This window comes from Comamonas sp. w2-DMI, from assembly GCF_040187735.1.
Classification (GTDB): Bacteria; Pseudomonadota; Gammaproteobacteria; order Burkholderiales; family Burkholderiaceae_C; genus Comamonas; species Comamonas terrae.
Map to the genome: position 1 here is coordinate 221,525 of NZ_JBANEL010000001.1, position 12,147 is coordinate 233,671.

The 12,147-nt window shown below is 66.5% G+C and carries 12 protein-coding genes; 8 read left to right on the forward strand and 4 right to left on the reverse strand.

From position 1 onward, the window contains the following. Positions 1-3: 3 nt before the first annotated feature. From V8Z74_RS00940 to V8Z74_RS00960, 5 genes are all read left to right on the forward strand, one after another. Positions 4-537: a shikimate kinase gene (locus tag V8Z74_RS00940; protein ID WP_349707458.1), complete on the forward strand. Its 534-nt coding sequence runs from the start codon at positions 4-6 to the stop codon at positions 535-537. 127 nt (positions 538-664) lie between these two features. Continuing rightward, positions 665-1,756, forward strand: coding sequence for a 3-dehydroquinate synthase (gene aroB, locus V8Z74_RS00945; RefSeq protein WP_349707459.1), 1,092 nt, complete (start codon positions 665-667; stop codon positions 1,754-1,756). Positions 1,757-1,806: 50 nt separating this feature from the next. Beyond that, complete coding sequence (locus V8Z74_RS00950; protein WP_349707460.1) at positions 1,807-2,985, forward strand: deoxyguanosinetriphosphate triphosphohydrolase; 1,179 nt, start codon at positions 1,807-1,809, stop codon at positions 2,983-2,985. A 159-nt stretch (positions 2,986-3,144) separates the two neighbouring features. Further along, positions 3,145-3,762: a DUF1415 domain-containing protein gene (locus tag V8Z74_RS00955; protein WP_066473607.1), complete on the forward strand. Its 618-nt coding sequence runs from the start codon at positions 3,145-3,147 to the stop codon at positions 3,760-3,762. Further along, a complete protein-coding gene (locus tag V8Z74_RS00960) occupies positions 3,762-4,658 on the forward strand; it encodes a class I SAM-dependent methyltransferase (RefSeq protein WP_349707461.1) in 897 nt (298 codons plus the stop codon). The genes V8Z74_RS00955 and V8Z74_RS00960 overlap by 1 nt, the downstream gene beginning before the upstream one ends. 27 nt (positions 4,659-4,685) lie before the next feature. Here the strand turns inward: V8Z74_RS00960 and V8Z74_RS00965 are convergent, their stop codons facing one another. Then, the gene (locus V8Z74_RS00965; RefSeq protein WP_349707462.1) at positions 4,686-4,943 is read right to left on the reverse strand and encodes a hypothetical protein; all 258 of its coding nucleotides are present in this window, start codon (positions 4,941-4,943) and stop codon (positions 4,686-4,688) included. A 54-nt stretch (positions 4,944-4,997) separates the two neighbouring features. Here V8Z74_RS00965 and V8Z74_RS00970 point away from each other — a divergent pair, with 54 nt between their 5' ends. From V8Z74_RS00970 to V8Z74_RS00980, 3 genes are all read left to right on the forward strand, one after another. Next, positions 4,998-6,428: an alkaline phosphatase gene (locus tag V8Z74_RS00970; RefSeq protein WP_349707463.1), complete on the forward strand. Its 1,431-nt coding sequence runs from the start codon at positions 4,998-5,000 to the stop codon at positions 6,426-6,428. Between the two features lie 38 nt (positions 6,429-6,466). Beyond that, on the forward strand, positions 6,467-7,954 hold the full coding sequence (locus V8Z74_RS00975) for an alkaline phosphatase (RefSeq protein WP_349707465.1): 1,488 nt from the start codon (positions 6,467-6,469) through the stop codon (positions 7,952-7,954). A gap of 173 nt (positions 7,955-8,127) precedes the next feature. Continuing rightward, the gene (locus V8Z74_RS00980) at positions 8,128-8,871 is read left to right on the forward strand and encodes a hypothetical protein (protein ID WP_066473600.1); all 744 of its coding nucleotides are present in this window, start codon (positions 8,128-8,130) and stop codon (positions 8,869-8,871) included. Positions 8,872-9,044: 173 nt separating this feature from the next. Here the strand turns inward: V8Z74_RS00980 and V8Z74_RS00985 are convergent, their stop codons facing one another. The 3 genes from V8Z74_RS00985 to V8Z74_RS00995 form a co-directional block, all read right to left on the reverse strand. Further along, positions 9,045-10,049, reverse strand: coding sequence for a Bug family tripartite tricarboxylate transporter substrate binding protein (locus V8Z74_RS00985; protein ID WP_349707466.1), 1,005 nt, complete (start codon positions 10,047-10,049; stop codon positions 9,045-9,047). 63 nt (positions 10,050-10,112) lie between these two features. Beyond that, entirely contained in the window at positions 10,113-11,315 is a 1,203-nt protein-coding gene (pcaF, locus tag V8Z74_RS00990) for a 3-oxoadipyl-CoA thiolase (RefSeq protein ID WP_349707467.1), read from the reverse strand. A gap of 75 nt (positions 11,316-11,390) precedes the next feature. Further along, on the reverse strand, positions 11,391-12,047 hold the full coding sequence (locus V8Z74_RS00995; RefSeq protein ID WP_066473590.1) for a 3-oxoacid CoA-transferase subunit B: 657 nt from the start codon (positions 12,045-12,047) through the stop codon (positions 11,391-11,393). Positions 12,048-12,147 lie beyond the last annotated feature (100 nt).

Below are 12,147 nucleotides of genomic sequence, written 5' to 3' on the forward strand. Positions count from 1 at the left end.
GCGATGACACAGGTGTTTGAGAAACATATTTCCCTGGTGGGGCTTCCGGGTTCGGGCAAGACCACGATCGGGCGTTATCTGGCAAGGCGCTGGTCGATGGGCTATGTCGACGTGGACGTCGCCATCGAGGAGCAGATCGGCTGCGCCATTCGCGATTTCTTTGCCACCGAGGGCGAGGAACGCTTTCGCGAAGTGGAAGCGGAAGTGCTGGCCCGCCTGCTGGCGCGGCCCGAGAAGACGGTGGTGGCGACAGGCGGCGGCGCGGTGCTCAAGCCTGCCAACCGGGAGCAGTTGCGCGCCCATTCCACGGTGGTCTACCTGAGCGCCTCTCCGCACGAGATCGCGCGGCGGCTGCAGCGCGACACGCAACGGCCCTTGCTGCAGGTGGGCAATCCGCTGCAGCGCCTGCTGGACCTGCATGTCCAGCGCGACCCCTTGTACCGGGAGGTGGCCGACTTCGTGGTGGCAGGCAACGGCCTGTCTGCCACCCAGGTGGCGCAGCGGGTCGCCATGCAGGTGGAACTCACTCCCCCCTGAGCCGCTGCGCGGCTTCTCTGAGGGGCGACGTATAACGGGACGACGTCCTCGCCGCGAGGTGTCCCTGGTTTGGGCGGTGCCCGTCGGTGCGCAGCGCCTTGAATGAACGCTAGATAAGGATGACGTGATGGAAACGGTACGGATTGACCTGGGTGAGCGCAGCTACCCCATCTTGATAGCGCAGGACCTGCTGGAACAGGGCGCGACCTGGCAGCACCTGCCCAAGGCCGCGGCGGCCCTGATCGTGACCAATGACGTGGTGGCTCCCCTGTACCTGGAAAAGCTGCGCAGGACGCTGAGCTTGCGGTATGCGCAGGTCCATGCGGTCGTCCTGCCCGACGGCGAGGCGCACAAGGACTGGCAGACGCTGAACCTGATCTTCGACGCCCTGCTGGCCCATGGCTGCGACCGCAAGACCGTGCTGTTCGCGCTGGGCGGCGGCGTGGTCGGCGACATGACGGGCTTTGCCGCGGCCAGCTACATGCGCGGCGTGCCCTTTGTCCAGGTGCCGACCACCTTGCTGTCCCAGGTGGATTCTTCGGTGGGCGGCAAGACAGCCATCAACCACCCGCTGGGCAAGAACATGATCGGTGCCTTCTACCAGCCCCAGCTGGTGGTGTGCGACCTGGCGACGCTGGATACGCTGCCCGCGCGCGAGCTCAGCGCGGGCCTGGCCGAGGTCATCAAGTACGGACCGATTGCCGACATGGAATTCTTTTCCTGGCTGGAGCAGAACGTCGATGCGCTGCGCCGGCGCGACCGGGCAGCGCTGGCCCATGCCGTCAAGCGCAGCGTGGAAATCAAGGCATGGGTGGTGGGCCAGGACGAAAAGGAGGCGGGTCTGCGCGCCGTGCTCAATTTCGGCCATACCTTCGGCCATGCCATGGAGGCCGGCATGGGCTACGGCCACTGGCTGCACGGCGAGGGCGTGGCCGCGGGCATGGTGATGGCGGCGGAGCTGTCCAGGCGCCTGGGCCTGGTCGATGAAGCCTTTGCCGCCCGCCTGCGCATGCTGATCGAACGTGCCGGCCTGCCCGTGCGCGGCGCCGTGATCGATGCAAATGACAATGCCGGCCGCTATCTGGAGCTGATGCGAGTGGACAAGAAGTCCGAGGCCGGTGAGATCCGCTTCGTGCTGATCGACGGCCCCGGCAAGGCCGTGGTGCGAGCGGCCCCCGATGCGCTGGTGCGCGAAGTCATCGACGCCTGCTGCGCCTGATGCCGGATTGAGCTGTTAGAGTCGTTCCATCGATTTGTCGAGGGGAGTGAATGCAGACTCTGGCCTCCTACGCCTGCGATCCGGCACAGAGCCGGGGGCGCAGGTTTCCCGAAGCGGCGGCGCCCACGCGCAGCGATTTCCAGAGGGACCGCGACCGCATCGTGCATTCCTCGGCGTTCCGGCGCCTGGTCTACAAGACCCAGGTGTTCGTGAACCATGAGGGCGACCTGTTCCGCACGCGGCTCACGCACTCGCTGGAAGTGGCGCAACTGGGGCGCTCCATCGCGCGCTCGCTCGGGCTGGAAGAGGATCTGGTGGAGGCCATCTGCCTGGCCCATGACCTGGGCCACACGCCCTTCGGCCATGCGGGCCAGGATGCGCTCAACGAATGCATGAAGCCGCACGGCGGCTTCGAGCACAACCTGCAGAGCCTGCGCGTGGTCGACAGGCTGGAGGAGCGCTATCCGCAGTTCGACGGGCTGAACCTCACGTTCGAGACCCGCGAGGGCATTCTCAAGCATTGCTCCCCGGCCAATGCGCGTCTGATCGAGGCGCGCGAGCCCGAGGGCGTGGCCCGGCGCTTTCTCGACGGTACCCAGCCCTCGCTGGAAGCCCAGCTGTGCAACCTGGCCGATGCGATTGCCTACAACGCCCATGACGTGGACGACGGCGTGCGCTCGGGCCTGATCACCATGGGCCAGCTCTGCGAGGCCGTGCCCCTGTTTGCACGCTACCACGATGCCACTCTGGCGGATTATCCCGGACTGATGCAGCCGCACGCCGACCGGCGCCTGCTCTATGAAAGCATACGCCGCATGCTCAGCGACCAGGTCTACGACGTGATCGACACCTCGCGCGCGCAACTGGCTGCCGCGGCCGTGCGGAGCGTGGCCGATGTGCGCGGCTGCGGGCGGGTGCTCATCGGCTTCAGCGAGGAGATGAGGGCCGGCTCCCAGCAGCTCAAGCAGTTCCTGTTCCGCCATCTCTACCGCCACCCCCAGGTCATGCAGACCATGGACCTGGCGCAGCAGGTGGTGAGCGAGCTGTTCGCGGCCTACATGGTCGAGCCGGAGTGCATGAAGCCGCGCTTTGTGCAGCGCGCGCTGCAGGCCGACGGCCTGAGCGCCCGGGCGCGCGTGGTGGCCGACTTCATCGCCGGCATGACGGACCGCTATGCGGCGCGCGAGCACGAGCGCATCACGGGTCTGCGCCTGCTGGGCAATGCCTGAACGGACCGTCCGTGGATATGGCGCGAGGCGAGCGCCGGGCGGCCTGCATCGCTAGAATAGGCGCCCTGTGTACCCGAGCCGGACTTTTCCCGCCCAGTGCGCAACCTCTGGGGGATAAGACCTGGTCTTAGCCCCCGTTTGTATTTTGGAGGCCATGCCATGACTGAACCCACTACCGCCGCTGCCGACCAGGATTTCCCGCCCGATGTCGTGATCGCAGATACGGTGCGCTGGCTGGAAAAAGCCGTGATCGGCCTGAACCTGTGCCCGTTTGCCAAGGGCGTGCACACCAAGGGCCAGATCCACTATGTGGTCAGCGAGGCCACCGACGCCGAAGGCGTGGCCGAGGACCTGCACCGCGAGCTGGAGGCCCTGGCCGAGGCCAACCCCGAAAAGCGCGACACCACGCTGCTGATCCTGCCGCAGGCGCTGCTGGACTTCCTGGACTTCAACGATTTCCTCGAAATCGCCGATGCCATGGTCGAGGAGCTGGACCTGGGCGGCATTCTGCAGGTGGCGTCCTTTCATCCGCAGTTCCAGTTCGAAGGCACGGAAGTGGACGACGTGACCAACTGCACCAACCGTTCGCCCTATCCCACGCTGCACCTGCTGCGCGAGGACAGCATCGACAAGGCCGTGGAAGCCTTCCCCGAGGCCGAGACCATCTACGAGCGCAACATGGAGGTGCTCGAGAAGATCGGCATCGAAGGCTGGCTGGACCTGGACGTGGGCCCGCGCTGCCCCGTCACCGGCCACGGCGCAGCGAAGGGCGTCTGATGGCCAAGGTGGAAAAGAGGCCGGCCGGCAAGCCGGCGGCCCAGGACGTTGCCGCGCAGCTGGAGCTCAAGCCCGGCCAGAGCATCGAGCTGCTCAAGGCGCTGCACATCCTCACGCGCGACGGCAAGCTCAACCAGGATTCGCGCCGCAAGCTCAAGCAGGTCTACCACCTCTACCAGTTCATCGCGCCCATTCTGCAGGAGCTGTCGGAGGGCGGGCATGCCGTCACGCTGGCCGACCATGGCGCGGGCAAATCCTATCTGGGCTTCATCCTCTACGACCTGTTCTTCAAGGACCTGGGGCGCGGCCGCATCTACGGCATAGAAACGCGTGCGCCGCTGGTGGAAAGCTCGCAGCAGCTGGCGGCCGGCCTGGGGTTCGACCGCATGGAGTTCCTCAACATGTCGGTGGCCGAATCCGCGCGCGCCGACTTCATGCCCGCGCAGTTCGACGTGGTCACGGCATTGCATGCCTGCGACACGGCGACCGACGACGCCATTGCCTTCGGGCTCGAGAAAAAGGCGAAGGCCATGGTGCTGGTGCCTTGCTGCCAGGCCGAGGTGGCGGCCTGCCTGCGCCAGACCAAGGCGCTGAGCCTGTCGCGCACGCCGCTGGCAGAGCTGTGGCGCCATCCCATCCACACGCGCGAGATGGGCAGCCAGATCACCAACGTGCTGCGCTGCCTGTACCTGGAGGCCTGCGGCTACCAGGTCACGGTGACGGAGCTGGTGGGCTGGGAGCACAGCATGAAGAACGAGCTCATCGTGGCCCGCTATACCGGCCACAGAAAGCGCAGCGCGGCCGAGCGGCTGCACCAGCTGCTGGCGGAGTTCGGCATCGAATCGCTGCAGGCCAGCCGCTTTGCCATGCTGCCTGCCGAAGCTGCAAAAACATGAGCGGCTGGCGCAGGGTAATCAATGGGTTCATGATTTTTTGGTATTGAAATTCGCTTTTAGCCTGCGCCAAATGCTCTGCAATGCATAGCAAAGCCCTGCTGCAAACGATGGCGGCAGGGCTTTTTTCATCGCCGCCCCAAGATGAAAACGCCCTCCCGGAGGGGCAGCGACCCCGCGAAGCGGGGAGCGCGGGGCGCCTTTTTTCATGGCGTTGCCGCCGCGATCTGTCATCGGATCGTCATCGCGCTGACACGTTGCTTTCCTACAGTGCGCCCATTCATTCACGGAGGCGCACTGCATATGGGATGCGGCTGGCCTTCGATTGACGAGGGAGTCCGCATGAAGCAGAAATTGTTGTGCAGTGCACTGGCCGGCGCGTCGCTGTTGCTCAGCGCCTGCGGTGGCAGCGACGGTCCGGCACCGGGCCCGACGCCGCAGCCGGTGGCCAGCAAGAACGTGTTGTTCTTCCTGGGCGACGGCATGGGCATCACCACGATGACTGCGGCACGCATCTACAGCGTGGGCGAAAGCGGCGAGCTGACCATGGACCAGCTGCCCGAGACGGCCTTTGTGCATACCTTCTCCAACGATGCCCAGGTGACCGACAGCGCGCCTTCGATGGCCGCCTACATGACCGGCGTGAAGATGAACAACGAAGTCATCTCCATGACGGCCGCCACCAAGGCCACGGATGCCGACGGCAGGCCCTACCAGGTCAACTACGACAGCACCTGCCCGTCTTCCAACGGCGAAGCCGTGCCCACGCTGCTGGAGCAGATGAAGGCGGCCGGCTACGGCACGGGCGTGGTTTCCACCGCGCGCATCACGCATGCCACGCCGGCCGCGACCTATGCACACGTCTGCCACCGCGACGCCGAGAACACCATTGCCGCAGCCCTCGTGCCCGGTGGCACCGGCTACAACGCCAGGCTAGGCGACGGCGTGGACGTGGTCTTCGGCGGCGGCGCCAGCTATTTCACGCCCAAGGAAGACGGCGGCCGCCGCAACGACAAGCGCAACCTGATCGCCGAATTCAAGGCGCAGAAATACGGCTTTGCCGCGAACAAGGCCGAATTCGACAAGCTGCCCGTGGACGGCAGCACCAAGATCGCCGGCCTGTTCACCAAGGACCACATGTCCTATGACCTGGACCGCGACGCGTCCAAGGAACCCAGCCTGGCCGAGATGACCGGCAAGGCCATCGATGCGCTGGCCGCGAGGAAAAAGGGCTTTTTCCTGATGGTGGAGGGCGGGCGCATCGACCATGCGCTGCACGCCACCAATGCCCGCCGCGCGCTGCAGGACACCGTGGCCTTCGACAATGCCATCCGCACGGCGCTGGACAAGATGCAGAAGGTCGATCCGGGCCTGAAGAACACGCTGATCGTCGTCACCGCCGACCACGACCATACGCTGAACCTCAACGGCTACGCCAAGATCACCGGCAAGACCGAGCCCGGCAAGCCCGGCATCCTGGGCTTGGTCAACGACTATGTGACGGGCCAGCCTTCCAAGGATGTGGACGGCAACCCCTACACCATCATCGGCTTCGGCAACGGCCCCGGCCGCAAGGATGTGCGCGGACCCATCGACAGCGCTTCGCTGGAGAGCCCCGATTACCTGCAGGAGGCCGTGGTGCCCCTGGCTTCCGAGACCCATGGCGGTGCCGACGTGTTCCTGGGGGCCCAGGGCCTGGGGGCCGAGAACTTCTCCGGCGTGATCGACAACACCGACGTGTTCCGCCTCATCAAGAAGAGCATCGGCCTGTGATGCCGCGCCTTGTCAAGACCGCATCCAAGGAATTCCAAATGCACCCGATTTTCCGCAAGACAACTTTCGCACTGGCGGTCTTTGCATCGCTGGCCGTGCTGGCGCCGGCCGCCCATGCGGCCGGCGAGGCCAAGAACGTGATCTTCTTCCTGGGCGACGGCATGGGCCCCGTCACCGTCACGGCAGCGCGCATCTACAAGGGCGAAAAGCAGCTGGCGGCCCAGCCCGGCTCGCTCAAGAGCAGCGAATACGCCAAGCTGCAGATGCAGTCCCTGGCCTATGCCGCGCGCATCAAGACCTTCTCGCACGACGGCCAGACCACGGACAGCGCGCCTTCCATGTCGGCCTACATGACCGGCGTGAAGATGAACAACGAAGTCATCTCCATGTCGTCCGATACCTCGGCGGTCGACGGCAGCGGCAAGCAGTACATCAATGGCGAGGACACGACCTGCCCGGCCGGCAACGGCCAGCCTGCGCAGACGCTGCTGGAGCTGGCCAAGGGCCAGGGCCGTTCGGTCGGCGCCGTCTCCACGACGCGCGTCGGCCATGCCACGCCTGCCGCCACCTATGCCCATATCTGCAACCGCAACGGCTACAACACCATTGCCGAGCAGTCCGTGACCGCGGGCGTCGACGTGCTGATGGGCGGTGGCCAGCGCAACTACCTGCCCAAGGCCGTCAATCCGTCCAGCAAGCGCAGCGATACGCGCAATCTGGTGGCGGAAATGCAGGCCAAGGGCTATGCCTATGTGGATACCGGCAGCAAGCTGGCCGCATTGGACGCGACCAAGGTCGACAAGCTGCTGGGCCTGTTCACGCAGAGCGAAATGTCCTATGAGCTGGACCGCGTCAAGCAGGGCAAGGACGAGCCCAGCCTGGCCGACATGACGACCAAGGCGCTGGATGTGGTGAGCCGCAACAGCAAGGGCTTTTTCCTGATGGTCGAGGGCGGCCGCATCGACCACGCCCTGCACGGCACCAATGCCAAGCGCGCGCTCGAAGACACGCTGGCCTTCGACAAGGCCATCGAGACCGCCATGGCCTATATGGAGAAAAAGGACCCGGGCCTGAAGAACACGCTGATCGTGGTCACGGCCGACCACGACCACAACATGGTGTTCAACGGCTACTCCAAGCTGGGCAATCCCATCCTGGGCAAGGTGGCCGACTACCAGAGCGGCCGGATGGCCAAGGCCGGCGACGGCAAGCCCTATACCACGCTGGTCTTCGGCAACGGCGGGCGTCCCAACGCCTCGGCATCCAGCCAGGTCAATGCCGAGGACGGCAACAAGCCCTGGATCGCACCGGCCCGTGGCGCCTCGCGCGACGACCTGACGGCTGTGGACACCACCGATGACAACTTCCTGCAGGAAGTGGGCATCAACCTGGGCACGCCCGGCTCCGAAACCCATGGCGGCGGCGACGTGATGCTGTTCGCCGGCGGCGCGGGCGCCAGGATCTTCAAGGGCACCATGGACAACACCAAGGTGTTCAGCAAGGTCAGGGAAGCCGCGGGCCTGTGATTTTCTTCTTCCTTCGCAACCGGAGCCGTGGCGCTTGCGCCCGGCACCGGTTTTTTCGCATCTGCCAGGCCTTTGATTGGCCACCCGTGACTTGCCCTCCATGACTTCTTCGGTATTCCCCCCCCCGTCCCCTGTCCGCTGGCTGGATCGCCGTAGCCTGGCTCGCCAGCGCCATGGCAGGCTTGCCTGCCGCAGCGCAGCCCGCGGGCTCGGCGGCTGCCTCGGCTGTCCCGGCCGCCACCTCCTCCAAGGCCGCGGACGCTGCGGCGCGCACCACGGCCGCAGTGCAGGCCACGCCGGACGCCGACCTGCGCATCACCTACGAGGCCATGAGCGTGGGCAGCGACGGCGTGCAGCGCAGCAGCGTCTATAGCAATAGGGTCTACCGCCGCAAGGGCCAGCTGTGGATAGAGCGCGAACTGCCGGCCGCGCTGCGCCAGAGCCAGGCCCACGGCCACGAGCATGCGCACGGTCCGCATGCCGGCCATGCGCATGACGAGGCGCGTGCCGCGCCGCTGTCGCTGCGCCGCGCCGAGGACGGCAAGGTCTCGGTGGAGGTGGTGCTGGCCAAGCTGCGCCGCGTGATCTCGGTGGACGAGGCGCATCACGGCAACGTGGGCTATGGCGGCTCGTTCGAGAACGCATACTGGATCGTGCCGCCCGCGGCGCTGCAGGGCATGGAGCGCGTGGGCAAGCCCCAGGGCGGCGTGCAGCGCTACAAGAGCGTGGCCGGCGAGCAGACCACGGTGGTTGACTGGGACCTCGCCAACCAGTTCGCGCGCCGCGTGGAGCGTGGCGATGCCCATGGCATCGAACGCATCGTGGTCACGGCCACGCGCCTGCCGGGCCCGCTGGCCCAGCCCTGGAAGTCCATCGAGGGCTACGACAGGGGCGACTATTCCGATCTGCTGGACTGAGATGACCACCCCCTGAGTGGCTTCGCGCCTTCCCCCTCTCTCGCTTTGCGGGAGGGAGACGACACCCTCGGTGCGCTGCGGCCCTTCCTCGGTGTCTCTGGGCTGGGCTGTGTCGACTCCTGCGAAAAGGAACTGGTGCTGCCCCAGTCGCCGACGCGCAGCAGTTCAGAGCGTCAAATCTGCGCCCCGGAGTCCTTGACCACCTTGCCCCATTTGGCCGATTCGGCCTTGATGTAGGCCGCAAAGCCGGCCTGGGTGTCGATGACGACATCGCCGCCCTGTTCGGTGATCTTCTTGACCACGGCAGGGTCCTTGAGCACCTTGACGATGGCCGCATACAGCCTGGCCTGCACGTCGGCCGGCGTCTTGGCCGGTGCCCACAGGCCGAACCAGGAGGTGGCCTCGTAGCCGGGAACGCCGGCCTCGGCAATCGTTGGCACCTCGGGCAGCTCGGGCGAACGCTTGGCCGTGGTGATGGCGATGGGGCGCAGCTTGCCCGAGCGCACATGCTGGATGGCCGAGGGCAGGTTGTCGAACATGATGGCGATCTGGTTGCCCAGCAGGTCGGTCATGGCGGGCGCGCTGCCCTTGTAGGGCACATGCAGCAGGTCGGTGCCGGTCATGCTGCGAAACAGCTCCCCCGAGACGTGGGGCGATGCGCCGGCGCCGGGCGAGCCATAGGTCACCTTGCCGGGATGGGCCTTGGCATAGGCGATCAGCTCCTTGACGGTCTTGAACGGCTGGCTGGGATGGGCGACCAGCAGATTGGGCACGGTGGCAACGCGCGTGAGCGGCACGAAGTCCTGCACCGGGTCATAGGGCAGCTTCTTGTACAGCGCCTGGTTGATGGCATGTGTGCCGACGGTACCCATGAACAGGGTGTAGCCATCGGCCTGGGATTTGGCCGCCAGCGCGGCGCCGATGTTGCCGCCCGCGCCGGGCTTGTTGTCCACCACCACGGGCTGGCCCAGCTCGGCCGTCAGGCCCTGGCTCATGATGCGCGCCAGGATGTCGGTCGTGCCGCCGGCCGAGAACGGCACGATGATGGTGATGGGCTTGTTCGGAAAGCTGCCCTGGGCCTGGGCGGCGGGGCTGGCCAGGGCGCCCAGCGCGGCCATGGAGGCGGCTGCGATGGCCTGCAGGCTGCGGCGGCGGGTGAAGGTGGGGGATGCGGGCATGGAAGTCTCCGGAGCGGCAGGCACCGCCAAGCGCAATGCCTGCCTTTTTGTTCTATGGATGGATCAGATTTTTTCGAGAACCACGGCGATGCCCTGGCCCACGCCGATGCACATGGTGCACAGCGCATAGCGGCCGCCCAGCGTGTGCAGCTGGTTCACGGCCGTGGTGGCCAGGCGCGCGCCCGAGGCGCCCAGCGGATGGCCCAGCGCGATTGCGCCGCCCCACTGGTTGACGCGGCGGTCGTCGTCGGCGATGCCGAGGTCGCGCAGCACGGCCAGGCCCTGGGCGGCGAAGGCTTCGTTCAGTTCGATCACGTCCATCTGGTCCAGGGTCAGGCCGGTCAGCTGCAGCACCTTGCGCACGGCCGGTGCGGGCCCGAAGCCCATGATGCGCGGCGCCACGCCGGCCGTGGCCATGCCGACTACGCGGGCACGCGGCGTGAGGCCGTACTGCCTGGCGGCTTCCTCGTTGGCCAGCAGCAGCGCGCAGGCGCCGTCGTTCACGCCGCTGGCGTTGCCGGCCGTGACCGTGCCGTCAGGCCGCACCACGCCCTTGAGCTTGGCCAGCGCCTCGATGGTGGTGGCGCGCGGATGCTCGTCCTGGCTCACGACGATGGGGTCACCCTTCTTCTGGGCGATGGACACGGGCACGATCTCCTTGGCCAGGTAGCCGGCGGCAATGGCGGCGGCGGCCTTCTGCTGCGAGGCCAGGGCCATGCGGTCCTGGGCTTCGCGCTCGATCCTGAAGTCGTCGGCCACGTTCTCGGCGGTTTCGGGCATGGAGTCCACGCCGAACTGGGCCTTCATCAGCTTGTTGACGAAGCGCCAGCCGATGGTGGTGTCGTACACCGCGTTGCTGCGGCTGAAGGCGCTCTCGGCCTTGGGCATGACGAAGGGCGCACGGCTCATGCTCTCCACGCCGCCGGCGATCATCAGGCGGGCTTCGCCGGCCTTGATGGCGCGCGCGGCCGAGCCCACGGCATCCAGGCCCGAGCCGCACAGGCGGTTGATGGTGGCGCCGGGCACATCGATGGGCAGGCCGGCGAGAAGCGACGACATGCGCGCCACGTTGCGGTTGTCCTCGCCGGCCTGGTTGGCACAGCCGTAGAGCACGTCGGTCACGGCGGTCCAGTCCACGTTGGGATTGCGTTCCATCAGTGCCTTGATGGGCACGGCGCCGAGGTCGTCGGTGCGCACGCCGGCCAGAGAACCGCCGTAGCGGCCGAAGGGAGTGCGCACGGCGTCGCAGATGAAGGCTTGGGTCATGGTGTCTCCTGGAGGGTATTCAAAAAAGAGAGCGGTCAGCGCTTGATGGGTAAGCGATGGAGCGCGATCTGGTGCTTATTGCGGGGTGGCGGGCTGAATCGGCAGGCCGATCATCCGCTCCAACTCGGCGTGCGAGAGGCCGGCCACGGTGTCGATCAGGCGCAGGCCGCCCGGCGTGCATTCCAGCGAGCACAGGTCGGTGTAGATGCGCTTGACGCAGGCCAGCCCGGTGAGCGGGTAGCTGCAGGCCTGGACCACCTTGCATTCGCCGGACTTGGTCATCAGGTCCATCATCACCCAGGTCTGCTTGGCGCCCACGGCCAGGTCCATCGCGCCGCCCACGGCGGGGATGGCGCCGGGCTCGCCGGTGCTCCAGTTCGCCAGGTCGCCGGTGGCTGACACCTGGAAGGCGCCGAGCACCGAGATGTCGAGGTGGCCGCCGCGCATCATCGCGAAGCTATCGGCATGGTGAAAGTAGCAGCCGCCGGGCAACAGGGTCACGGGCTGCTTGCCGGCATTGGTCAGGTCGTAGTCCTCCTGGCCTTCGGCGGGCGCAGGGCCCATGCCCAGGATGCCGTTTTCGCTGTGCAGAATGACTTCGCGCCCTGCGGGAATGTAGTTGGCCACCTGCGTGGGCATGCCGATGCCCAGGTTCACATAGGCGCCGTCGAAGATGTCCTGGGCCACGCGCCGGGCCAGTTCCTGCTTGCTGCGTTTCTGATAGCTGTTCACACTAGTCTTTCCTTGATTTCGACCGCCAATGAGGGCTGGTGCATGCAACTGGCGAAGCCCAAGCCGAGAGGGCCGGCAAGGGCCGCCGTCCCCCGGAGGG

What these genes read in the sequence shown, in the direction of transcription:
- V8Z74_RS00970 (WP_349707463.1), top strand. Translation starts at nt 4,998, where the DNA reads ATGAAGCAGAAATTGTTGTGCAGTGCACTGGCCGGCGCGTCGCTGTTG.
- V8Z74_RS00960 (WP_349707461.1), top strand. Translation starts at nt 3,762, where the DNA reads ATGGCCAAGGTGGAAAAGAGGCCGGCCGGCAAGCCGGCGGCCCAGGAC.
- pcaF (WP_349707467.1), bottom strand. Translation starts at nt 11,315, where the DNA reads ATGACCCAAGCCTTCATCTGCGACGCCGTGCGCACTCCCTTCGGCCGC.
- V8Z74_RS00955 (WP_066473607.1), top strand. Translation starts at nt 3,145, where the DNA reads ATGACTGAACCCACTACCGCCGCTGCCGACCAGGATTTCCCGCCCGAT.
- V8Z74_RS00980 (WP_066473600.1), top strand. Translation starts at nt 8,128, where the DNA reads ATGGCAGGCTTGCCTGCCGCAGCGCAGCCCGCGGGCTCGGCGGCTGCC.
- V8Z74_RS00985 (WP_349707466.1), bottom strand. Translation starts at nt 10,049, where the DNA reads ATGCCCGCATCCCCCACCTTCACCCGCCGCCGCAGCCTGCAGGCCATC.
- V8Z74_RS00975 (WP_349707465.1), top strand. Translation starts at nt 6,467, where the DNA reads ATGCACCCGATTTTCCGCAAGACAACTTTCGCACTGGCGGTCTTTGCA.
- V8Z74_RS00950 (WP_349707460.1), top strand. Translation starts at nt 1,807, where the DNA reads ATGCAGACTCTGGCCTCCTACGCCTGCGATCCGGCACAGAGCCGGGGG.
- V8Z74_RS00940 (WP_349707458.1), top strand. Translation starts at nt 4, where the DNA reads ATGACACAGGTGTTTGAGAAACATATTTCCCTGGTGGGGCTTCCGGGT.
- aroB (WP_349707459.1), top strand. Translation starts at nt 665, where the DNA reads ATGGAAACGGTACGGATTGACCTGGGTGAGCGCAGCTACCCCATCTTG.